Below are 20980 nucleotides of genomic sequence, written 5' to 3'. Positions count from 1 at the left end.
ATCCGATTAAAATCTGCTGTATTGGGTTTGGCAGCCAGACACTTACAAAGAAACCGGGTTTTTATACCAGTTGAAAAAAAGAATGCTACTCTCGGCCCGCAATCTAAACCCCGATTCATCAGTCATTCCCACTTCTGTAATCTAACATTTAAAATTTAAAATGGTATTAGCATCTCCCGGCGCGTCAATTTTGTGGGCTGTACAATTTTACAATTTTTTTTTACATCCATCAATACTTGACTCGCGGTTCTTTTTCCCTGCTGTTCGATCGGAGTATGGGGCGGTAATTTTTTGAGAATATCGCAAGATGAGTTGTACATTTTTATAGCTATATTTAGCTTACCTTCTTGATTGTATATATTCCCGAGTTCGAGATAGGCTGAAACAAAAGACGGGCAAATATAAATAGTTTTTTTCAAAAAACTTTTAGCTGTTTCCAAGTCGCCTTGTTCTTCAGCAATCTGAGCTTGCAAATAATAGGGAAATACTGACATAGCATCTACTTTGCTAGCTCGCTGGCAGTGTTCTATCGCCTGAGAATACTTAGCTAAATTTGCATAAATTTGAGCCAGCAAATAATCTGCATCAAAATTGTTACCTTGCAGGTCGAGCGCCTGTTTTGCTAGATTAATTGCCTCAGCATAAGCTTGATTTTTAAAACAAGTTTTTGCCTCTAAAATCAGCATCTGAGGGGTTTGGCGAGCGGCTTTTTTTGCTGCGGGCGTTGAAGATAAATCAGACTCTTTGTTGCTCACCATATCGCCCTCGACATAGCGAGTTTGCAGCATCTTTCCCAGACCAGTACCTGCAAAATTGCCGTTATCAAAACTAGCTGGCACCCTTTCTCCCGGTAGCAACTGACGGCTGTCGCCGCCAACATCCCCTCCCTTTCCCGATTCCTCAAACGCCGATTTGGCTTTGGATGCTGGTGCAATCGAAGACTCTATTTTACCTTGTCCCTCTTCTAGGAAATTCTTGGCTTGATAAACAACCGACTCCGGGAAAACCTTTGGTTGAAACTCGTTCCTTACGTGACTGTGAACTTCAGCGTGACCGGTCATTAAATATCCTCCCGGTCTCAGCGTCTTGGCAAACTTTTTCAATACCTGTGAAATATACTTAGCTTCAAAATAAACAAAAACATTTCTGCACAAAATCAAATCCATGTTATAAATATCTGTGTAGATATTAGGAAAATTATCTGTCACTAAATTTACACAGCTAAAGCTGACAAATTGGCGCAACTTTCGGTCGATTTCCCACTCAATTTTTCGCGGATCGAAGTACCGCCTTTGCAGCTCCGGGTCAACTAAGCGAAACGACCAATGGCTGTAAATTCCCCGCTGCGCTTTATCTATTGCTTCTTGATTGATATCAGTACCTAAAACTAAAATTTTCCATTTTTCCCAATCAGAAATTAGCTGTTTTAAAATAATAACTAAAGAATAAGGTTCTTCCCCAGTCGAGCAGCCGGCACTCCAGATTCGCAGTGTTGGCTGAATTCCCAATGTCTCATGCAATTTTATTTTGCGTTCGATCAATTCTGGAAAAATAACTTTTTCCAGAAGCGAAAACTGTCCTTTGTCCCGCATGAAATAACTTTCGTTGGTTGTCAGCAGCAGGGTGAGTTCGCGCCATTCGCTTTGACTTTCGAGACTGGGAGCGGCTAACAGTTGATAATAATTATCGGGAAAGGCTATTTTTACAGCTTTCATCCGAGTCAAAAGTTTTTGAGAGAAAGCCGATCGATCTTGCGGGCGAATTTGTAAACCTGTGCGCGCCGTAATTAATTGAATAAATAGCTGAATTTGTGAATCATTCATATCAGCTCGGGTAAATGGGTTGAGGTATAACCTGCTATCTTGGAGGATTGGTAATGGCGAATTAGCTAAGCATTGGAGCCGATCGCACTCACAAAAAAGATACCAACACAAATAATATCATGTCCGGTCGATCGACGCCAAGATTCGGGTCGGGGCGAGTAGACGCTTAGCTGCTGCCCCTATTAACAAATCGGGCGTGAATCCCCCGACAAAAAAAATTATCGTGAATTTAGCCGACATGATATTAAAGGCCAAAGGTAGAAAACATAAGCCAGGAAAAAATTCGACCGTTTGCCTTCTACCTTCTGCCTTCAAAGGCACTAATCTCCAACTTTAAGCTGGATAAATGCGCAGGCGGCGATTGGGTTCTTCCCCAAAACTGTGGGATTTCAGGTGATAGTGTTCCACAAGTTCGTGCTGCATTTTGCGGACGTTGGGAGAACGGGGCAGGAGTTCCACCGGCTGTCCCTTCGGAATGACAATTTGCTCGACTGCTAAGCGCGTTTCTTCCAGAGCTTCGAGCTCGTCAGAAGAACCGCTGCGGGCGAATAAGGCGAGGTCTGCCACTTCCGGGGTGCCCGGGTCATCCATGTCCAACAGGCGCCGCAAAGCTCTGGCTACGTGGGGAATAGTGGCGGCCTTAATTGTGTGCACGGGAACTTGGCGAGTTTTGGCCAAGTGCCTCAATTTCGACTGGTTCCGAACGTTCGATCGCAAAGCCACAACCACGTCAGCGCTCTCAATATCCTTCGTCAGCAGTACCGGCAGGTTCAGCGTCGAAATCACCTGTTCGAGCTGGTGGCGAGGTATGCCGTAAGGATAAACGTGGAGGGGCAAATCTTCGCCGTTAGGGCCGACATTATGGGAATAGCGTCCGGCCTTGGGTACCGGTTCGACGGACAGGGATTCTTCGAGCAGTTGCTCGAAATACCGAGTCTCAGAAACCGGCGCGCTTTTAGCAGCAAAGTTCTCGCTGGGAGCCGGCATCGGCACCATTTTGCCAGCACTCCGCCACCCTGAGATCGGTGTGACGGGCCGGATTGCCGATACCGCAGCCGGGCCGCTGGAAGCTGCCATCCCCGGAAACCGAGCGGGGGGAGCGGCTGACTCCTGCTCGATAATTATTTCTCCAGTCTCGCTGACGCTTCTGATTTGCTGGTGCGGTTCGCGTCCCCGCAGCAAAGTGTCGATCGCATCTGCAACTCGCTCGTGTATTACCCAGCGCTGGCGTTCCAGCATTTCGATGGCAATTTCAAAAGTTGGCGGTGCTTTGCGCTCCAAAACCGTCTTTTGAGAACCGCGCCGTCTTGCTTCGTCATCTCCCAGCGTCACCGCTTGGATGCCCCCAATTAAATCTGCCAGAGTCGGGTTTTTCATCAAGTTTTCGATCCGGTTCCCGTGGGCGGTACCGACCAACTGCACGCCCCTTTCGGCGATCGTCCGAGCCGCCAAAGCTTCGAGCTCCGTGCCAATTTCGTCAATCACGATCACTTGCGGCATATGGTTTTCCACTGCTTCGATCATGACTTGGTGCTGGAGTTCGGGACGGGAAACTTGCATTCTGCGAGCTCTGCCGATCGCTGGGTGGGGAATATCTCCATCTCCGGCAATTTCGTTGGAGGTGTCGATGATTACCACCCGTTTTTCCAAGTCATCGGCGAGCACGCGGGCAATTTCCCGCAGGGCCGTGGTTTTGCCAACACCGGGGCGGCCGAGCATCAAAATTGACTGACCGGTTTCCACTAAATCGCGGATAATGCCGATCGTCCCGAACACAGCGCGGCCAACCCTCAAAGTCAAGCCGATAATCTCGCCGCTGCGGTTGCGAAGGGCGCTAATTCGGTGCAGGGTTTGCTCGATACCGGCTCGATTGTCGCCGCCGAAGTGGCCGACTCGTTCGATGCAATAGTTGAGGTCTGCCTTGGAAACTGGCGTTTGGGAAAGAGGTTCGGCCAAGGATGGAAAACGAGCTTCTGGTTGGCGGCCCAAATCCATGACAATCTCAATGAGATTGTTGCGCTGCGGGTGCTGCTCTAAGGGCTGCCGGATCTCATCTGGCACGATGTCTAATAATCTGTTGAGGTCGTCTGTAATCTGCATTCGCCTCGATGTGTTCGGTGACGTTTTCAACTTTTTAGTCATTAGTCATTAGTCATTAGTCATTAGTCATTAGTACCAATGCCCAATTCCCAATGCCCAATTCCCAATGCCCAATGACTAAAATTCTTTGAGCTGGGAAACTAGAGAACAAGCTAAACTCACGGCCTCCGAGAGAAGTTCTGGGACGGCTTCGAGCTGAGGTAGCCGAGATGTTTGAACTTCGGCTGCTGACCGCGCGACTGCCACCGGAACGGCATAGGCTCGATCGGTCTGCATTGTTTCTAATTGTTCTAAAATTGGCGATAGCAAAACCCTGGCATAGCTGCCGTAAGCTATACCTGCAATTTTTGGGGCATCAGGAATTGACAAATTTTTCCCATGCTCCCCGATCAGTCCTTCGGCTCTCAGCTTGCTGACAGTGTGAGCATTAGTGCCGCCTGCAAGTTGCACGTATCCCGGCAACTGGGCAGCCAAAACTTTTTGACCGAGTTTGACCGCGGCTCTAGTCGTTCCTGTTCCGATATCTCCGCTCATTGGCCTACCGTCCGTTTGCCAAATTAGGGGACAAGAAAGGGGGGAAATTATTTGATAGAGTGTCCGCAAATAATCAATCAAACCGTCTCCATCGGGGCAACTAATTGCTATTACCTTGAGTTGAGCGACCCAGGGAGCTATGCTCGACCAAAGTCGCGCAAAATCTGCCTCTCTGCCTACTTGCGTGTGGATTTCTAGGGCGTCGGCACCGGATTGCAAGATTAAAGGTGCGATCGCGGCGGGAGCAGACACGTAAGAACGAGTGTAAATCAGTTGGCTCGGACAAATCGGCAGACAGCGACCGCAGCCATAGCATTGCTGGTCTATCACCCCGGAAAAACCACTGCCAGCACTCTGAAAAACTATTGCTTCGGCTGGACATATTTTTTCGCACGGCCGCCAGCAGTCCGCCGGACAATCGGCTGGGTTGAATTCGGCTTTGCGAAAATGCGGGTCTTCCCCATCGTTTAAACTCACCATCAGCAACGGCAACCCTTTGCCGCCAAACCTGCGGTTTTGAGTTCTTGCCTGTAATTCGCTGGCCACTTGTAGGGCTTCTTTCGCTGCGGCGACGGCGGCGGGATCTGCCGCGACATCGATACAGTCAGCGCCTGCTAAGGTGTAAGCCAAGGTGAGATTCCGTACAGCAGGCAGGTGTTGAAAGCTCGCCCCACAGATCAGCTTGAACCAATGGCCATCTTTTAATGAGTTTAGGGGATGATAATGTTCTGTCACCCTTATATGCTAATCCTTTGAGCTGAAAATTACTATCTGAAAATTTCTACTTAATTTTAAAATTTAGGCTGATACGAGCTGGAAACGCTACTGATAGCAGTAGCTCTGGTGCTGTTGGCCCTATATGTAGAGTTCGGAGGTAACTATTTTTGAGAAATCTAATTTTTTTGAGAGTGCCTAACGATGACGCAATTTTCAAGTTGGGCGATCGGCTTTAGTTACGGACAGACTCTCTATCGTATCATACTTGGGTCGATTAGGCAAGGAAAAAGTAGACTAGAGATTTTTTTTGGAAGTGACCGTGCAGTGGCCATTGCCATAAAGTTCGATCGAGCATTGAAACCCATCGACCAACCGCAGATGAACATTATCCTCCCTGGCTAGAAGCTAAATTCATCTGGGTTAATCTGCGATTGGTCGAGCTATACTACTTGCTCAGCCGCTTGTAAACCGTAGCCAAAGCATGGCTATCCCCCACATTTCCCGGAAACAAAACAACTGGCAAATTGGGAAACAGAGGATGATTAGCCTCTGTTTTCACCACCGAACAACCGGCAATAATTTGACCGATTTGCCTGACACTTTTGAGCGACAAACCTGTACTCAAAACATCATTAGAAGTAATCCCGCCCTTGCTAATTAAAAACCCGATATCTGCAGGCAGTCCCCGCACGATATCCATCAATAAAGCAGAAACCGCCTCTCCAAATTTTAACCTGATTTCTGCATTGTCAAATTCGAGTTCCTTGCGGCTGGTATAAATTACAGGCGTTTTGCCATCTGCATGAGCAGTGCGAACTTTTTCGAGAATTTCATCGAGCATTTGGGTGCGATACTCTGGTGAATCTTCTAGCAAATGAGATACATCTATTTCAATGCTAACTATATTGGGTTCTTTTAACAAGCGTTCCAATTGTTCCGTAGTTTTCTTAACGTGGGAACCAACTATTACTGCACCCGGTTTGCCATCTCTCACATATTTTGCCATTTCGTCGGCTGCTACTGGCTGTGGGCCGAGGTCAGCTAAGGATGTTAAAATACTTGCTGCACTGCGGAATAAAAACTTTTTGCCTTGACTGACTGCATTGAGAATGTGTTTGGCAAATGTGTCTAAATCGCCTTGGCTTTGGCCGTCAACAACTGCACATTGGTTGTCTGTCATGTCCATCAGTCGATCTAAACTTCCGTAGCGAATGTCTCCGAGTAAAATGCGATCGACTGCATCAGCGGGGATGCGACCTTTGGTTTTTTCTTCTACATAGTCTGGCAGGTAACTGTGACTGTACCCGAAGACTGAATCTTTGGCAAATTCAGTTTCGTGTACTGGTGTCGGGACACTGTTAACTATTAGGTAGTGTACGCTGTGGCGGGTAATTCTGCCTCCCTCAAAAAAGGCGGGAATTAGAAAATGAGCGTCGAAGGGGCCAAGTTCTTCGGCGATCGCGTCGGTTTCGATGGGATAGTGGCCGCGCAGGGTAGAATCGGAACGGCTAACTATTAGGAAGTCTTCGATTTTTTCGGTGGCGATCGCCCTTTTTAGATTTTGGCACACTTCGCGGGTGACGGAGGCTGCTTTTTCGGGAGTTAGCGATCGAGTATTTGTCAGGATGAAGAAAATCGGGCACTTGTCCCGCAGCCCCAAACGCAGGGTGTCTTCGTCCCAACGTGTCAGCAGCAAGCAACTGTGCACGGTTTGAGAACCAGTCGGATCGTCGTCGAGAACTATAATCTTGGGTTTAACAGAAGACATACTGACCTGGTTGTTAACGTCACCTTTCCAAGATATCCTTACCTGTTACGTAACAGGAAAAAATTTACAATAGTTATGATATTTTTTTCACAATTCTCATAACTTATAATTTGGAGAATGTGTTTTAGTTATATCGGTTCAATAAGCTGCCTGTTGCTAGTGGGTAAGAGGCGCACGCAGCCGTGCACGCTACTAAGTTTTGCCATTTTTAAAATTAGCCGCGTTTCGATCTTGCAACTTTTTCATTTCTGTTTGAACTCCGACAGCTACCTGCAAAGCTTCGTTGAGCAATCGCCCTTGTTCGCTGGCTCGATCGCTAATTTGCAGGGCATTCAAATTTTTTAAGTTATTGGCAAACAATTCGGAGTTAGTAGCGACAAATTTTTTGTTTTCCCTAAGAATTCTTTCGGTTTTCAACGCTCGAACTAAATCGTCTCTGATTAGCTGCAAAGCTTGAATAACTTTTGCGCGATCGCCGATTTTGACTTCCGCATTGCCAGCATCTTCTATCTTGTCATTAATTTCAATCGCTTTGATTATACCATTATAGCGATCGACATCATCAAAAAGATTGATTAAATGTTGGTTTTGCCGACTGCACCAAATTTTCCAGGCATCCTCCAAGATTAAACCAACGATCGCAGCGAAGTGAAGGACGAACCACCACACATACGCCCTAGGAAATATCGCAACTAGCAGCCAACAACTGATTAGAACCAAAACAATTAAACCGACTGTTTTCAAAGCTTCGCGGGCAAACTTAGTCGCTGTCGGCGGCCGGTATACGCGATCGGGCCCCGCGCCGGTGAGGTGCTTGAGCTCACCGAGAGTAATTTCTAATCCCTGAATGTCAGCTCGCATAAATCTTTACAAATATATGTTAATTATAAAGTTTTGTAGTAGAACAAGGGGCTCGTCTACAATAAACCTAACACTTTTTTCACCCAACCCTGCACTATGTCCGCACGTCCTATATACCTCGACAATCACGCCACAACCCCCGTAGATCCACGGGTACTTGATGCGATGCTGCCGTATTTCACCGAACAATTCGGCAACGCAGCCAGTATCAATCACGTCTACGGCTGGGAAGCAGAAGCAGCGGTAAAACTGTCACGACAAATCATAGCAGAAGCGATCAACGCCTCCCCAGAAGAAATTGTTTTTACCAGCGGCGCCAGCGAAGCAAATAACTTAGCGATTAAAGGCATCGCTGAAGCTTATTTCAGTAAAGGAAAGCACATTATCACAGTAAAAACCGAACACAATGCAATTCTCGACCCCTGTACCTATTTGCAAAAATTGGGGTTTGACATTACTGTTTTACCCGTGAAAAGCGACGGGCTGATTGATATAGGCGATTTGATCAAAGCGATTCGGGCCGAGACAATTTTAGTTTCAGTGATGACGGCTAACAACGAAATTGGCGTCATCCAGCCGATCGCAGAAATTGCAGCAATTTGTCGCGGAAATGACATTCTTTTTCACACAGATGCGGCACAGGCGATCGGCAAAATTCCCCTCGACGTAGAGGAGATGAATATCGATCTAATGTCCTTGACAGCCCACAAAATCTACGGGCCAAAAGGCATCGGTGCTCTCTACGTGCGCCGCAACAAACCGAGAGTGCAGCTAGCGCCCCAAATGCACGGAGGAGGGCACGAACGGGGAATGCGATCTGGAACTCTCTACCCACCGCAAATAGTTGGGTTTGCCAAAGCAGTAGAATTGGCAATTGCAGAAATGCCGTCGGAAACAGAACGAGTGGTTAATTTGCGGCAGCGTTTGTGGGAAAAATTGAGTGAATTGGGCGATGTTTTTCTCAACGGTCACGCTACTAAGAGATTGCCGGGGAATCTCAATATTAGTGTAGCCGGGGTTGACGGTCAAGCGTTGATGTTGGGTTTGCAACCGGCGGCGGCAGTTTCTTCGGGATCTGCTTGCACTTCCGCGAAAATATCGCCATCTCATGTTTTAGCAGCGATCGGGCGATCGGACAAATTAGCTTATGCTTCAATTCGGTTTGGTATTGGCCGGTTCAATACCGAAGCAGAAATAGATGCAGTCGCCGAACACGCGATCGCAACTATTACATCTCTCCGACAAGCTCAAAAAGTAATGAGTTAGAAAGTATTGGTGTCAACTTAAGCCTAAAACCCACTGTCTCTGTCATTTTTATCGAAGTCTCGATCCCCCTAAATCCCCCTTAATAAGGGGGACTATGAACATACTCTTGTCCCCCCCTTATTAAGGGGGGCTAGGGGGGATCTGGAAGATGAAAAAAAGTCATTTAGTCACTTATAACCAAACACCTCGCGCACCCGATAAATCGGTTTTCCCTGCGACTCGTGATAAGTCCGCATCATCACTTCCGCCAACAAACCAAAACAGAATAACTGCACGCCAGTTAACAGCAAAACCACAGCCAAAATCAGCAAAGGACGATTGCCAATACTTTGACCAAAAGCCAATTTCAGGAAAGTCAAATAAATCCCTAAAACCGTTCCCAACGTCATAGAACTCAGTCCCAAAAGTCCAAAAACGTGCATCGGTCGAGTCAGGAACTTTTTCATAAAAGAAATAGTTAACAAATCCATCAACACCCGAAAAGTCCGCCAAATTCCGTACTTACTTTGACCGAAACGGCGGGCGTGATGTCGCACCGGAAGTTCTGCAATTCTCGCCCCTTCAATAAACGCCAAGGCAGGCAAAAAGCGGTGCAATTCCCCGTAGAGATTCAAGTCTGCTACCAACTCGGATTTATAAGCTTTCAAAGAACAGCCGTAGTCGTGCAGAGTTACGCCTGTAACGCGACCAATTAACCAGTTCGCAATTTTAGAAGGAATCAACCGACTAATAGTATTGTCTTGCCTATTTTTCCGCCAGCCGCTAACTAAATCGTAGCCTTCATCTAACTTTGCCAACAATAGCGGAATATCAGCCGGGTCATTTTGCAAATCGCCGTCAAGGGTAACAATAGCACGGCCGCGAGCGCGATCGAAACCTGCCGACATGGCAGCAGTTTGCCCGTAATTGCGGCGCAAAATTACAGCACAAAGGTCATCGCGAGTGCTGGCTAACTGCTGGAGAAGTTCAGCCGAACCGTCCTTAGAACCGTCATCTACACAAATAATTTGATAGCTGAGTCCAGATGGTTGGATAGAAGAGGCGATCGCCTCAATTAAATGAGGCAAACTTTCCACCTCATTATACACCGGCACCACCACTGAAACGTCGAGAACAACCTCCGCGCCAGCCTGCTGTGCAGCCAATTTTTCCAAAAATAATGCAGCGTCCATTTTTTTATTCGATAATATTAACAGTCAACCGTCAACAGTCAACGGTCAACAACTAACTAGGTTGATAACTTGCCACAACTTTACCATATCCCCGCAATTGCTGGTAATAAGCTTGACTGACTCGATCGCCATCCTCCGACAAAACATCGATACCGATACCGTTGCGACCTTGTGCTTTTCCAGAACTGTGAATGTAGCGATTATCTCCGAGATATAATCCTACATGAGTGGCTTTTTCTGGCGTACCAAAAAATACTAAATCTCCCGGTTCTAAAGCACTGATACTAATAGGTTTAGTAAAAGCTTCCTGCTGATAAGCATCCCTCGGCAACCAGATACCGGCAGCCACAAAAGCCGCTTGCATCAAGCCCGAACAATCATAATTGGGCCCGACTGTACCGCCCCAAAGATAATAATTGGATTGGTTCATAGCCTCGCGAGCGAAAGTAATTACAATGGGTAATTTTTCCTTAATTTCCGCCTCAGAAACCACCAGAGGATGATACACTGTTTCTGTCGGATCGAGCAACTCAACATCTCCAATATCCAGCCATCCCGGATAATCATCTTCGCACAGCCGCACCATCACAGCCGTTGTATCCCCCTCAACAACCGAGTCTATGCCATTTCTCCCCCCCTTCATAAGCTGGGGGGGGTCAACTACTCGCAAATGTCGGCCCAGCGCTGCTTGAGTTGCCAATCGATCGCACTTTGGGGAATCGTAAATATTTATGTGCGATCGGGCCCGGTACTCCACAACATCAGATAATTGATAATTGGCCATTGCTAATTGCTCATTGTTTGCTGTTAATTGTTCGCATTTATTGTTCGCATTTAACGATAGATTGCCATTAGCTGCTAGCCGTTAACCGTTAAGCGTCAGCCATTAACCATGACATTTTTTCACAAAGACGAACAATTAGAAAACCTCGGCAGTAGCATTATAGACTCCGCATTGTCAAAATTTACAGGATTAAGTGGCGATCGTACAGCCATTACCTGGATAGTCTACGATCCGCCGGTGCGAGTCAATACAGGCGGAGCCCTGAGTCCAGAAGAATTTTGGAAATATCAACCCCGAGGTTTTAGCGCTAAAGCTTCCGAACGAATTTATCCAGCCAGCATCGTCAAATTATTCTACCTCGTTGCCATCTGGGAATGGGCGCAAAAAGGCATGATTCAAACATCGCCAGAATTAGAACGCGCCGTCCGAGATATGATAGTTGATTCCAGCAACGACGCCACCAGTTTAGTAGTAGACGCCCTCACCGGCACCACCAGCGGCCCAGAATTATCACCCGCCCCCTTTGAAACTTGGAAACAGCAGCGAAACATCGTCAACCGTTACTTTCAATCATTAGATTGGCCGGAATTACAAAATATTAACGTCAATCAAAAAACCTGGTGTGACGGCCCCTACGGTCGCGAGCGAGCATTTCTGGGAGAATTAATGGAAAATAGAAATATGCTGACCACAAATGCAGCGGCGCGTTTGCTGCACAGTATAATCGGCGGCGTAGCTGTTTCTGCCCAAGCATCGCAAGAAATGATGGGTTTAATGAAACGCAGTTTAGACCCAGCAGAATTAGAGGCAGATCCCGAAAATCAAGTTACAGGTTTTTTAGGCGGGGGATTGCCAGAATCAGCAAAATTGTGGTCAAAAGCGGGACTGACAAGTCAAGTGCGTCACGATGCTGCTTATATTGAAATAGCGGGTTTGCGGCCGTATTTGTTGGTTGTATTTACCGAGGGGAAAGAGAATAGCAAGAATGAAGAGATTTTGCCATTTATATCGCGGCAATTTGTCGAAGCGATAAAAGTGCTTAATTAAACTTTAACTTGTAAATTGACAAAACTTAAAATTTTTGTGGAGCCTGCTCTTATGCCAGTCGCCAATTAGGAGCTTAAAGATACAGCAGGGTGCAGGTTTATGGAGTACAGTGGCAGCAGTTTGTAAAACACTTTCGTAAGTGCTTGGGATTAAAGCGTACTCTATTCACCTCGACTCTACTGTATCATTTAAATAGTCGAGCTCTAAAAGAGGTCAAATATGGACATACAGCTTATCCCCCTACGTGCTGCCGTTTGTTCCGAACGCTCAACGACTCTAGATGTTTTAGTCAGAATTACGCCTCCAGCACCGGAAAAAACAATTGAGCGACCGCAGCTTAATTTAGGTTTAGTAATCGATCGCTCTGGTTCTATGGTCGGACAAAAAATTGAATACGCACGGCAAGCAGCTAGTTACGCGATCGAACAGTTGTTACCAAGCGATCGCGTTAGTATCACGATTTACGATTACCAGATAGAAACCCTAGTCCCTAGCACCCTTGCTACTCATAAATCCCACCTTTTGCAGGAAATTAAAAAAATTCATGCCAGAGGCAGGACTGCACTGCACGCCGGATGGATGCAAGGAGGAATTCAAGTTAGCCAACACCTCAATCCCGAACACTTAAATCGAGTCATTCTATTATCAGATGGACTAGCCAATGTCGGCGAAACAAATCCTGATGTAATTGCCTCCGATGTAAACGGTTTAACCAAACGAGGTGTCAGCACTACCACAATGGGAATTGGTCAGGATTACAACGAAGACTTGCTAGAAGCAATGGCGCGGAGTGGGGATGGCAATTATTATTACATTCAATCTCCCGAACAATTGCCAAGTATCTTTCAACAAGAATTACTGGGCTTAATGGCGACAGTTGGCACAAATGTCACCTTGGGAATTGAGCCACAAGCTGGAGTAGAATTGGTTGAGGTACTCAATCAGCTCGATGTCACCCCAAATGGTCGGTTTCGCTTACCTAATTTAGTAATTAATAATCCAGTTGATGTAGTCGTGCGCCTGAAAGTGCCAGCCATGACAGAGGAAGTAGATTTATGTTATTTTCGCCTCAGTTGGAACGACCCCGAACAACCACAGGAGCAAAAAATCCGCGTTTCCTTGCGCTTACCCGTCGTCAGTGCTGCACAATTAGAGGAATTTCCCTTCAACTCTGAGGTACGACAGCAAGCGATTTTAATGATGACAGGACGCGCCAAAAAAGAAGCCGTCAGACTGGTAGATGGAGGGGATTACGATCGCGCCAGCCAACTATTGCAGGAGACAAAACAGCAGTTGCTCAACAATCCCGATCTTCCCATGAGTGCGCCAGAAGCGGAGGCAATCACCGACTTAGAAGTACAACTTCAGGAGCGGGAATATACTACATATCGCAAAATGTCAACTCATCAAAGCTACACCCGGGCTGTTTCTCGCAGTAGCGGTCATGTCAGCCTTTTATACGCTTATCGCAAAGGCCCGATCTTGGGGAATATTACTGAAAATTTAGGAGTCGATGCGATCGTTAACTCGTGCGATCGCGACCTATCCAACTCTGGTGCCATATCCAGCGCAATTCACCAAGCTGCAGGACCAGAACTTCTAGAAGAATGTCGCCGTATAGGTGGTTGTGAGGAAGGGGAGGCGAAAATTACTCCTGGCTATAATTTGCCGACACCGTGGGTTATTCATACGGTTTGTCCCCCTTGGCGCGGTGGCTCTCAGGGAGAGGAAGATCTATTAGCAGAATGTTACTGGGGTTGTTGGGAATTAGCTGTACAGCATTCACTGCGGAGTATTGCTTTTCCAGCTATTGGAACGGGAGAAATGGGTTTTCCAGCCGAGCGTGCGGCGGAAATTGCTTTTGCACAAACCCGTCGCTTTCTTTTAACATCTAGTGCGATCGGGTCTATTCTTTTTGTTTGTTTCGATTCAGATACTCATCGTTGCTTCCAAAATGAATTCTTGAAAATTTCTGGTTTGTAATGGTTTTAGTAACAAAACTAAGGTAAAACGATCTCGCTTTTAGAGCCCCGACTTCTTAAAGAAGTCGGGGCTCTGGGTTTCTATTTTTTTAGCTGGGCTTACTTAGAACAACTTAGAACGGAGAGGGAGGGATTTGAACCCTCGAAGGATGTTAACACCCTTAACAGATTAGCAATCTGCCGCTTTCGACCACTCAGCCACCTCTCCAAGATGACAGTAACTAACTATAGCACACACATCTTATTTTTGCCAACCCCTTATTGAAAAATTCCTCAATCCCTTACTCTGTATACATTTCGCGACCTCAACCTCCAGCCTCTTCCCCAAAGCCCCTAGCCTTCAAGTGCTTTTCCCAACTAAAATTGGAACTCAAAAAGAACCTCTTAGTATACAAATACCCCAAGCGGTACAGGTGAGCCTTGCGATCGGCATCCAGATTAAAGTCCGTCGTCGTCACCCCAGCTTCAGTCACATCAATATTAATCACCCTGCCCTTATCCATTTCTCGCTGGTGATAGCGGTCTCTTGCTTTCATCATCGTTCTGAACATCGCCGCCAGCATCGAGAGGGGAGTATCAATCTTAGCTTTAGTCTCAATTCCGGTATCGACTAATCGAAACCCAAAGGTAAACCAGCGGGGCGGCGCAGGAGTCGCACCGACGGATTGTTTGTCATAAATCCACAGGGGGAAATTGCTCAAAATTCCGCCATCTACAATTAAGTCATCGCCGAGTTTTCCCGGTTCAAAAAATAGGGGAATACTCATCGACAACCGCACAGCTTCAGCTACGCTAAAATCTTCGGGATTTTTGAGCTGCAACTGCTGGTATAAAGCATCGGAATCCGCCGATTCCTGCCGCCGCAAGTCGTCGGGAAGCACCAACATTTCACCGCGACTGAGGTTGGATATTACTACTTTTAATTCCCGCTCTTTTACGATTTGTTTGACATCGGCAAAAGTGTGCAAGTTACCTCGACCGAGCATGGCTTCCAGCCACTGCCGGAACGGCTGCGCCGAATATTCTCCCATCTGACGGCTAACTGTTAGGAAAAGTAGCGTCCAAGCTGGGGATTGCAAATCATCGGCGGGGTCGCCGTTTAAAATTAGAGGACTGTTTTTTTGAGTTAAAAATATGCTGTAATCGAGCTGTCCTAAAATTTCCTCTAAATCATCAATTGACAAGTCGGTTGCCAATACTGCGGCAGTAATTGCACCTGCCGAAGTGCCGGCCAATTTTCGCCAGTTGATGCCCAAATCGCTACAACACCGGAGTGCTCCTAAAAACGCAACTCCGCGCACGCCGCCGCCTTCAAAAACACCGTCGGCATAGATTTGACCGTTTTCGTCGGGAGGCGGAAATTTGCTGAGAATTGTTTGTTTCTCGGTGGCGGTGATTCTGACGCCCGGTTCTTGCAAAATTTGCTGCGGATACCACTTGCTCATGGGAAATACCTCCGATAATTTTTGGGTTTTAGATTTGAGATTTATAGCTATTGTTCTTGATTGTTGTCGGCATCCATTGCCTCTTTGACGTATTGTTGAACTTGCGATCGCACTTGTTCGTAGGCCACCGACGCGCACCAAGGTCGGAGAGATAAAATAGTTGTATCGGGAGTAATCTCGGCTACCAAACAAGTCGGGGGCGGATTCTCCAACACCAGCGGGTGAGAGTGGGCAATTTCTAATAACTCAGCGACAGTTGGACGAATTGGCCGATCGCCAATATCAATCTTCAAGTCTACTCGCCTCGTTCCCATTGCCGTTGTATTTTTCAATGTACCGTTAAACAACTGATTGTTCGGGACAATAATTTTTATCCGATCGTCTGTCACCACGGTGGTTGAAAAAATCCCGATGCTGTCCACCACTCCCTTAACATCCCCAGCTTCGATCCCATCTCCGACTTCAAAGGGGCGCAAACTAATCAACATTACCCCAGCAGCAAAGTGCGACAAAGTATTTTGCCACGCCAAACCGATCGCCAAACCCGCTGCACCCACCACCGCAACCACGCTGGTAGTTTGAATTCCCAACTGACTCAAAGCGGCGACTACTCCCACTACCAAAATCGTAATTTCAGCAGCTTGAACTAAGAATTTCCGCAGCGTGGCTTCGGTGCGACTCAGTGCTCGGCGAGTCACGCGGCCCGCAAAGCCGATCGCAAATCGCGTAATTAACAAAATGCCGATCGCCCACAGCAGTTGAGGTACAATTTTAAACCCCAATTCTACGAATTTTTTCGAGAATTCTTGGGCTACTTCCAAGGCTTGTGTTCTTTCTGCATTTAGCTGAGAATAGAAGGTTTGGGCTATGGGTAAAAACGTCTGAATAACTGTCATATCAATTGGGAATTGGGAATTGGAAATTGAGAATTGCAGTCTCAGTCTTATCGCTTATTACGAGAGTCCGACGGGGGTTGAAAACCCCTGTATCATAGCCGAAGTCCTCTCAAAAAGGACTAAAATCAATAATTTACTCGCTCAAAGTCTTGAGTCGGTTTTAACCGAGATATTGCACCATTGTCAATTACTTGTTTAGGAACAGGCTTTCCGGCCTGTTCCACAAGAGATGAATTTTATTGTGGAACAGGCAAGATGCCTGTTCTTGAGAAGGGTGCAACATCTCAGTTTAAACCCACTTTTGCTATGAGGCAGGGGTTTAAACCCCTGCCGGACTACTGTTAATAGTTTACTGCTACGCGGGGCAATCGGTGTTTAAAACCGCAAAGAATTTCCCACGAAATAGTTCCTAAAGTCGCGGCCCAATCGTCAGCAGTAATTTGATATTCCCCATCTTTGCCCAACAGCGTCACCACTTCGCCGACTTCTAAATCTGGAATATCGGTTACATCCAGCATTAATTGATCCATCGTTAGCGCACCCACCTGCCGCACGAATTGACCCCGGACTAAAACCTGCATTTTATTAGAAAGATTGCGCGGAATGCCATCTGCATAGCCGATACCAATTACGGCAATCTGTGTCTGGCGCTGAGCTATAAATTGATAGCCGTAACTGACGCCTGTTCCTGCTTCAATTGTTTTCACCTGCGTTACCCTAGCTTTTACCTGCATTGCGGGCTTCAAATTGGCGATCGACTGCAAGTGAGAAGCTGGATAAAGACCGTAGGTAGCTAAACCGACTCGCACTAAATCGTAGTGCAAAGCCGGGTCAGCGAGGGCTGCTGCAGAGTTGGCCAAGTGGAGGCGGGGGGGGTTAATTCCTGCTATTTTAATTTGCTCGATCGCCTGTTGAAACCGCTGGTGCTGCTCTCTCATAACTGCGGGGTCGGGACTATCTGCTGTCGCCAAGTGAGAGTAAATGCTGGCTAATTTTAAATTGGGCAACCGCTGGACTAATTGCACAAATTCTGTTGCTTCTTGCCAGGGCGTACCCAAGCGAGACATTCCCGTATCTAACTTAGCGTGAACCGGCAAAGATTGGTTCAGATCGGCAAGAACTTCCGAAAAAATTAGGGCTTGTTTGGCAGTACAAATAGTGGGCTGCAAGTGCCAATGGGCGATCGCCTTTACCTGTTCCGCTGTATGGGTTGCCCCCAACAACAAAATCGGCGCTTCTATCCCAGCTTCTCGCAATTCTATTCCTTCGGGAATTGTCGCCACTCCCAGCCAACTAGCACCTGCTTGCAATGCTATTTTACTGACTGCAACAGCACCGTGCCCGTAAGCATCCGCTTTCACAACTGCCATCAGTTCTGTGTGGGGAGATAAGAGATTTTTAAGCTCTTTTACATTGTGAGTTAAAGCTGCTAAATCCATTTCTACCCAAGCCCGCTGGCAAAGTCCCCCGTCACCGTCCCCCAGCACCGTCTGGCGGAATTCTTTTGTCGTTGATTCTGCAGTTGTTTGTTCCCTACTCCACATTGTCGATCGCTCCTACTTGCTTGCACGCTTAAAAACTGCTCTAAAAGCTGCTCGGATATTTTACCCTAAGTTTGATTATAATAAGATTTTTACTTTAATCAATGTTATACAAGTTTAAAAAAAGAATGCAACTGCAGGCCCGTGCTGCAAACCCATATTGCATCAGTCATTCCCCATCTAAAATCTAAAATCTCAAATCTAAAAAGGTATTAACTGGTGTATCATAGCACCAAAAATACCCGGTAAAAACTATGGACGGACTGGCCTACCTACATTTAGCTGAAACTTGGGAAACGGCTGCGGGTCAAACTCGATCGACCAACTCAAAAATGCACCTGAATTTAGCCTCTACTCCTTTACTTTTCTTTACGATCGCTCTCACAATTTTAAATTTAGTTAATCCCGCACTCGCCCTCAAAAAAGGCGATTCAGGCCCGGAAGTTGCAAACCTCCAGAAAACTCTGCAAGCAGCAGGATATTTTGGCGGTAAGGCTACAGGATTTTACGGTTCTCTCACCCGCGCTGCTGTGAAAAAGTTTCAAGCTGAGAACAACCTGAAAGTTGACGGAATTGTCGGCCCGAAAACCTTGTCAGCACTCAAAGGTAAGCCGCAAGACGCCAGCATGGAAGCTGCGGAAAAAATCTCGCCAAATGTCGATCGATCTTCACTATCTCCTACCCCCACAGAAAACACAAACGAAATCGAAGATCAAACTAAAACTCAGCCCCAAGAACCTCTATTTCAAGAACCCTCTCTGCCACCTTTTAAAACTGAAAATTCCGAGGATGAAAAAAGTGAATCACCAACCACAAGGCTAGTAAATCCTCCCGACAACACTCAAGGAAAAATGACCTTGAAAAAAACAATTTATGGCAACATCTCGCCCAAATCAATAGTTTATTCGGGAGCGGGTTTGTTTTTTGCTCAAAACATGATGTACCGCCACACAATCACAGTTTATGACAGGAACTTTAAATTAGTCAAGACTATTCCCGATACAGTAAACTTGTCGAAGTTCGGCTTTTCTAAATTCAAAGGCAATTATCAAGGCTCTCCCGTAGAAGCTGCTTTTTCAACCGATGGCAAATATGCCTACGTATCCAACTACAAAATGTACGGTTCCGGGTTTAGCAATCCGGGAACCGACAGGTGCTCTCCAGCGGCAAAACACGACCAAAGTTTTCTGTACCGCATAAATACCCAAACTTTGAAAATAGAAAAGGTAATTCCTGTAGGTGCAGTTCCGAAATTCAATGCTGTTTCGCCTGACAATCGCTTTGCGCTCGCTAGCAATTGGTGCAGTTGGGATTTGAGCGTAGTTGATATCAATAAAAATATCGAAATCGAGCGAGTGAAACTGGGTGCATATCCTCGGGGTATTGTTGTTACTTCCGACTCAAAAAATGCCTATGTTGCCATCATGGGTTCTTCCGATATTGCGAAAGTGAATCTCATCGACTTTTCGGTAGAATGGCTGAAGAATATTGGCAATGCGCCGCGTCATTTGACGATCGATCCCAACGGAAATTATTTGTATGCCACTTTAAATGGTGAAGGAAATGTGGCAAAAATTGACCTAAAAACTGGTAAAGTGCGGGATAAAGTTTCGACAGGGAAAGCACCTCGCAGCATGACAATTTCCGATCAGGGAAAACTGCTTTATGTGGTTAACTATTTCTCGAACACTGTTAGCAAAGTTAGGACGAGCGATATGAAAGTGCTGCAAACAGTGAATGTTAATTCAAGTCCGATCGGGATTACTTACGATCCGGAAACTAATCAGGTTTGGGTAGCTTGCTATTCGGGGAGTATTATGGTGTTTCAAGATTAATTTAGCTGCTTCGGAGTAAGGGCTGGAGTCCTGACTACAAACAATAGCGATTAAATGTTATTTTGGGGCGGCCTATGAGCAACGCCCCTAAAATACTATTTGGACGACTTTAAAGGCTTCACAACATACTCTGAAGCCTTAGCAGGTACTTGACCTTTTTTAGCCATAGCTTGGTAAATCATGGCTGCTACTTCAGCGCGAGTTGCTGTTCTATTAGGCTGCAAAAGTGTGCGCTTCGGGTGGTTGACAACAATGCCAGCTTCCGTGGCTGCTGCTACTTTGTCAACTGCCCATTTCGGCACTTTTGTCCTGTCTGTATAAATCTGCAAAGTTTTGCTTGCTTTCGCTGACCGTTTCAGGTTTAAACCGCTCGCCAATGCTGCGATGACTTCGACGCGCGGAATATTTTTGTCGGGACGGAACTCATTGTTTGGGTATCCTTTAAGATATCCAGTTTGGACGGTGTGGTCGATCGCAGGAGCGACAGGACTCTTGTCTTTTACGTCTTTAAAATCAATCGGTTTTCGGATCGGTTCTTTGTCGTCGGACATTCGCTGAATTAACCGCGCTAGTTCGGCTCGCGTCATCGGTTCGTCGGGGCGAAATTTGTTGTCAGTGGAATCAGCAAAAATTTTCCGATCGACTAAAGCTAAAATGAACGGACGCGCCCAATATTTGTCTGGAACATCGGAGAATCTAACGGGCCCAACTTTGGGTTGATCGGCTTTGGGTTGATCGGCTTTCGGTTTGGTAATTGCCGGATCGGGAGTCGATGGCGCAATTGGCTTGTTGGGAGGAACAACGATTACACCCACCGGAGGATTTTGCGGTAAAACCGGCCCTAAAGGTGCCACAGGTGCGACTTCCCGTTCTGAAGGAATCAGGGTTGTAGCGGGCGATCGTAAATCCGAATTCGGCGGCGCAGGTGTTAATATTCCCGGACTCGCGGGCGTAACAGCAGGCTGAGAGAAAACGGCTGGAAATTGCCAATTTCTGGCATTCAATCGATCGGGATTTTTACCTGTTACCCAAAATAAAATTGCTCCCATCGTGCCGAAGGCAACCAAGATAGCAATCAATTCATCCAATCCTAGAGGATTTCTTTCCCCTGACGGGGGTTGTGAAGAAGACATATTGTCACCTACATACCAATGTAGAAATTAAATCACATATTTTTTGGGTCTGGGGGAAACAGAGAAGGCTAAATCA

The 20980-nt window shown here is 46.6% G+C and carries 15 protein-coding genes and 1 tRNA gene; 4 read left to right on the top strand and 12 right to left on the bottom strand.

The window, feature by feature from the left end; all coding sequences use genetic code 11:
- Positions 1-155: 155 nt before the first annotated feature.
- From QUB30_RS08075 to QUB30_RS08055, 5 genes are all read right to left on the bottom strand, one after another.
- Positions 156-1823, bottom strand: a complete 1668-nt coding sequence (locus QUB30_RS08075; RefSeq protein ID WP_333331631.1) for a CheR family methyltransferase — start codon at positions 1821-1823, stop codon at positions 156-158.
- 333 nt (positions 1824-2156) lie between these two features.
- Complete coding sequence (locus tag QUB30_RS08070; protein WP_333331628.1) at positions 2157-3923, bottom strand: R3H domain-containing nucleic acid-binding protein; 1767 nt, start codon at positions 3921-3923, stop codon at positions 2157-2159.
- Between the two features lie 117 nt (positions 3924-4040).
- On the bottom strand, positions 4041-5192 hold the full coding sequence (gene ldpA / locus QUB30_RS08065; RefSeq protein WP_333331625.1) for a circadian clock protein LdpA: 1152 nt from the start codon (positions 5190-5192) through the stop codon (positions 4041-4043).
- A gap of 427 nt (positions 5193-5619) precedes the next feature.
- Positions 5620-6942, bottom strand: a complete 1323-nt coding sequence (locus QUB30_RS08060; protein WP_333331622.1) for a four-carbon acid sugar kinase family protein — start codon at positions 6940-6942, stop codon at positions 5620-5622.
- A 192-nt stretch (positions 6943-7134) separates the two neighbouring features.
- Positions 7135-7803, bottom strand: a complete 669-nt coding sequence (locus tag QUB30_RS08055; protein WP_333331619.1) for a hypothetical protein — start codon at positions 7801-7803, stop codon at positions 7135-7137.
- Positions 7804-7899: 96 nt separating this feature from the next.
- Between QUB30_RS08055 and QUB30_RS08050 the strand changes: the two genes are divergently transcribed.
- Positions 7900-9069 carry an IscS subfamily cysteine desulfurase gene (locus QUB30_RS08050; protein WP_333331616.1) on the top strand — a complete coding sequence of 390 codons (1170 nt, stop codon included), beginning with the start codon at positions 7900-7902 and terminating at the stop codon, positions 9067-9069.
- A 167-nt stretch (positions 9070-9236) separates the two neighbouring features.
- Here the strand turns inward: QUB30_RS08050 and QUB30_RS08045 are convergent, their stop codons facing one another.
- Both QUB30_RS08045 and QUB30_RS08040 read right to left on the bottom strand, forming a co-directional pair.
- A complete protein-coding gene (locus QUB30_RS08045; protein ID WP_333331612.1) occupies positions 9237-10241 on the bottom strand; it encodes a glycosyltransferase family 2 protein in 1005 nt (334 codons plus the stop codon).
- A 52-nt stretch (positions 10242-10293) separates the two neighbouring features.
- Positions 10294-11025, bottom strand: a complete 732-nt coding sequence (locus QUB30_RS08040; protein WP_333331609.1) for a C40 family peptidase — start codon at positions 11023-11025, stop codon at positions 10294-10296.
- A 108-nt stretch (positions 11026-11133) separates the two neighbouring features.
- On the opposite strand from QUB30_RS08040, the gene QUB30_RS08035 reads away from it, so the two are divergent.
- Positions 11134-12072: a serine hydrolase gene (locus QUB30_RS08035; protein ID WP_333331606.1), complete on the top strand. Its 939-nt coding sequence runs from the start codon at positions 11134-11136 to the stop codon at positions 12070-12072.
- A gap of 219 nt (positions 12073-12291) precedes the next feature.
- Complete coding sequence (locus QUB30_RS08030; protein WP_333331603.1) at positions 12292-14055, top strand: macro domain-containing protein; 1764 nt, start codon at positions 12292-12294, stop codon at positions 14053-14055.
- A 118-nt stretch (positions 14056-14173) separates the two neighbouring features.
- Here QUB30_RS08030 and QUB30_RS08025 read toward each other — a convergent pair.
- The 4 genes from QUB30_RS08025 to alr all read right to left on the bottom strand — a co-directional run bounded on the left by QUB30_RS08025 (position 14174) and on the right by alr (position 17939).
- Positions 14174-14262, bottom strand: a tRNA-Ser gene (locus tag QUB30_RS08025).
- A gap of 97 nt (positions 14263-14359) precedes the next feature.
- On the bottom strand, positions 14360-15499 hold the full coding sequence (locus QUB30_RS08020; RefSeq protein WP_333331599.1) for a patatin-like phospholipase family protein: 1140 nt from the start codon (positions 15497-15499) through the stop codon (positions 14360-14362).
- A 47-nt stretch (positions 15500-15546) separates the two neighbouring features.
- Complete coding sequence (locus tag QUB30_RS08015; RefSeq protein ID WP_333037311.1) at positions 15547-16395, bottom strand: mechanosensitive ion channel family protein; 849 nt, start codon at positions 16393-16395, stop codon at positions 15547-15549.
- A gap of 341 nt (positions 16396-16736) precedes the next feature.
- Positions 16737-17939: an alanine racemase gene (gene alr / locus QUB30_RS08010; protein WP_333331596.1), complete on the bottom strand. Its 1203-nt coding sequence runs from the start codon at positions 17937-17939 to the stop codon at positions 16737-16739.
- Positions 17940-18190: 251 nt separating this feature from the next.
- Between alr and QUB30_RS08005 the strand changes: the two genes are divergently transcribed.
- On the top strand, positions 18191-19771 hold the full coding sequence (locus QUB30_RS08005) for a peptidoglycan-binding protein (protein WP_333331593.1): 1581 nt from the start codon (positions 18191-18193) through the stop codon (positions 19769-19771).
- Positions 19772-19866: 95 nt separating this feature from the next.
- On the opposite strand, the gene QUB30_RS08000 is transcribed toward QUB30_RS08005, so the two are convergent.
- Positions 19867-20904 carry an S-layer homology domain-containing protein gene (locus QUB30_RS08000; RefSeq protein ID WP_333331590.1) on the bottom strand — a complete coding sequence of 346 codons (1038 nt, stop codon included), beginning with the start codon at positions 20902-20904 and terminating at the stop codon, positions 19867-19869.
- Positions 20905-20980 lie beyond the last annotated feature (76 nt).

This window comes from Microcoleus sp. BROC3 (assembly GCF_036702515.1).
GTDB lineage: Bacteria > Cyanobacteriota > Cyanobacteriia > Cyanobacteriales > Microcoleaceae > Microcoleus.
The sequence above is the reverse complement of the archived record's forward strand: the minus strand, read 5'-3'. Positions and strand labels throughout refer to the sequence as shown.

What these genes read in the sequence shown, in the direction of transcription:
- QUB30_RS08020 (WP_333331599.1), bottom strand. Translation starts at nt 15,499, where the DNA reads ATGAGCAAGTGGTATCCGCAGCAAATTTTGCAAGAACCGGGCGTCAGA.
- QUB30_RS08050 (WP_333331616.1), top strand. Translation starts at nt 7,900, where the DNA reads ATGTCCGCACGTCCTATATACCTCGACAATCACGCCACAACCCCCGTA.
- QUB30_RS08035 (WP_333331606.1), top strand. Translation starts at nt 11,134, where the DNA reads ATGACATTTTTTCACAAAGACGAACAATTAGAAAACCTCGGCAGTAGC.
- QUB30_RS08060 (WP_333331622.1), bottom strand. Translation starts at nt 6,942, where the DNA reads ATGTCTTCTGTTAAACCCAAGATTATAGTTCTCGACGACGATCCGACT.
- QUB30_RS08045 (WP_333331612.1), bottom strand. Translation starts at nt 10,241, where the DNA reads ATGGACGCTGCATTATTTTTGGAAAAATTGGCTGCACAGCAGGCTGGC.
- QUB30_RS08055 (WP_333331619.1), bottom strand. Translation starts at nt 7,803, where the DNA reads ATGCGAGCTGACATTCAGGGATTAGAAATTACTCTCGGTGAGCTCAAG.
- QUB30_RS08075 (WP_333331631.1), bottom strand. Translation starts at nt 1,823, where the DNA reads ATGAATGATTCACAAATTCAGCTATTTATTCAATTAATTACGGCGCGC.
- QUB30_RS08000 (WP_333331590.1), bottom strand. Translation starts at nt 20,904, where the DNA reads ATGTCTTCTTCACAACCCCCGTCAGGGGAAAGAAATCCTCTAGGATTG.
- QUB30_RS08015 (WP_333037311.1), bottom strand. Translation starts at nt 16,395, where the DNA reads ATGACAGTTATTCAGACGTTTTTACCCATAGCCCAAACCTTCTATTCT.
- QUB30_RS08005 (WP_333331593.1), top strand. Translation starts at nt 18,191, where the DNA reads ATGGACGGACTGGCCTACCTACATTTAGCTGAAACTTGGGAAACGGCT.
- alr (WP_333331596.1), bottom strand. Translation starts at nt 17,939, where the DNA reads ATGTGGAGTAGGGAACAAACAACTGCAGAATCAACGACAAAAGAATTC.
- QUB30_RS08030 (WP_333331603.1), top strand. Translation starts at nt 12,292, where the DNA reads ATGGACATACAGCTTATCCCCCTACGTGCTGCCGTTTGTTCCGAACGC.
- QUB30_RS08040 (WP_333331609.1), bottom strand. Translation starts at nt 11,025, where the DNA reads ATGGCCAATTATCAATTATCTGATGTTGTGGAGTACCGGGCCCGATCG.
- QUB30_RS08070 (WP_333331628.1), bottom strand. Translation starts at nt 3,923, where the DNA reads ATGCAGATTACAGACGACCTCAACAGATTATTAGACATCGTGCCAGAT.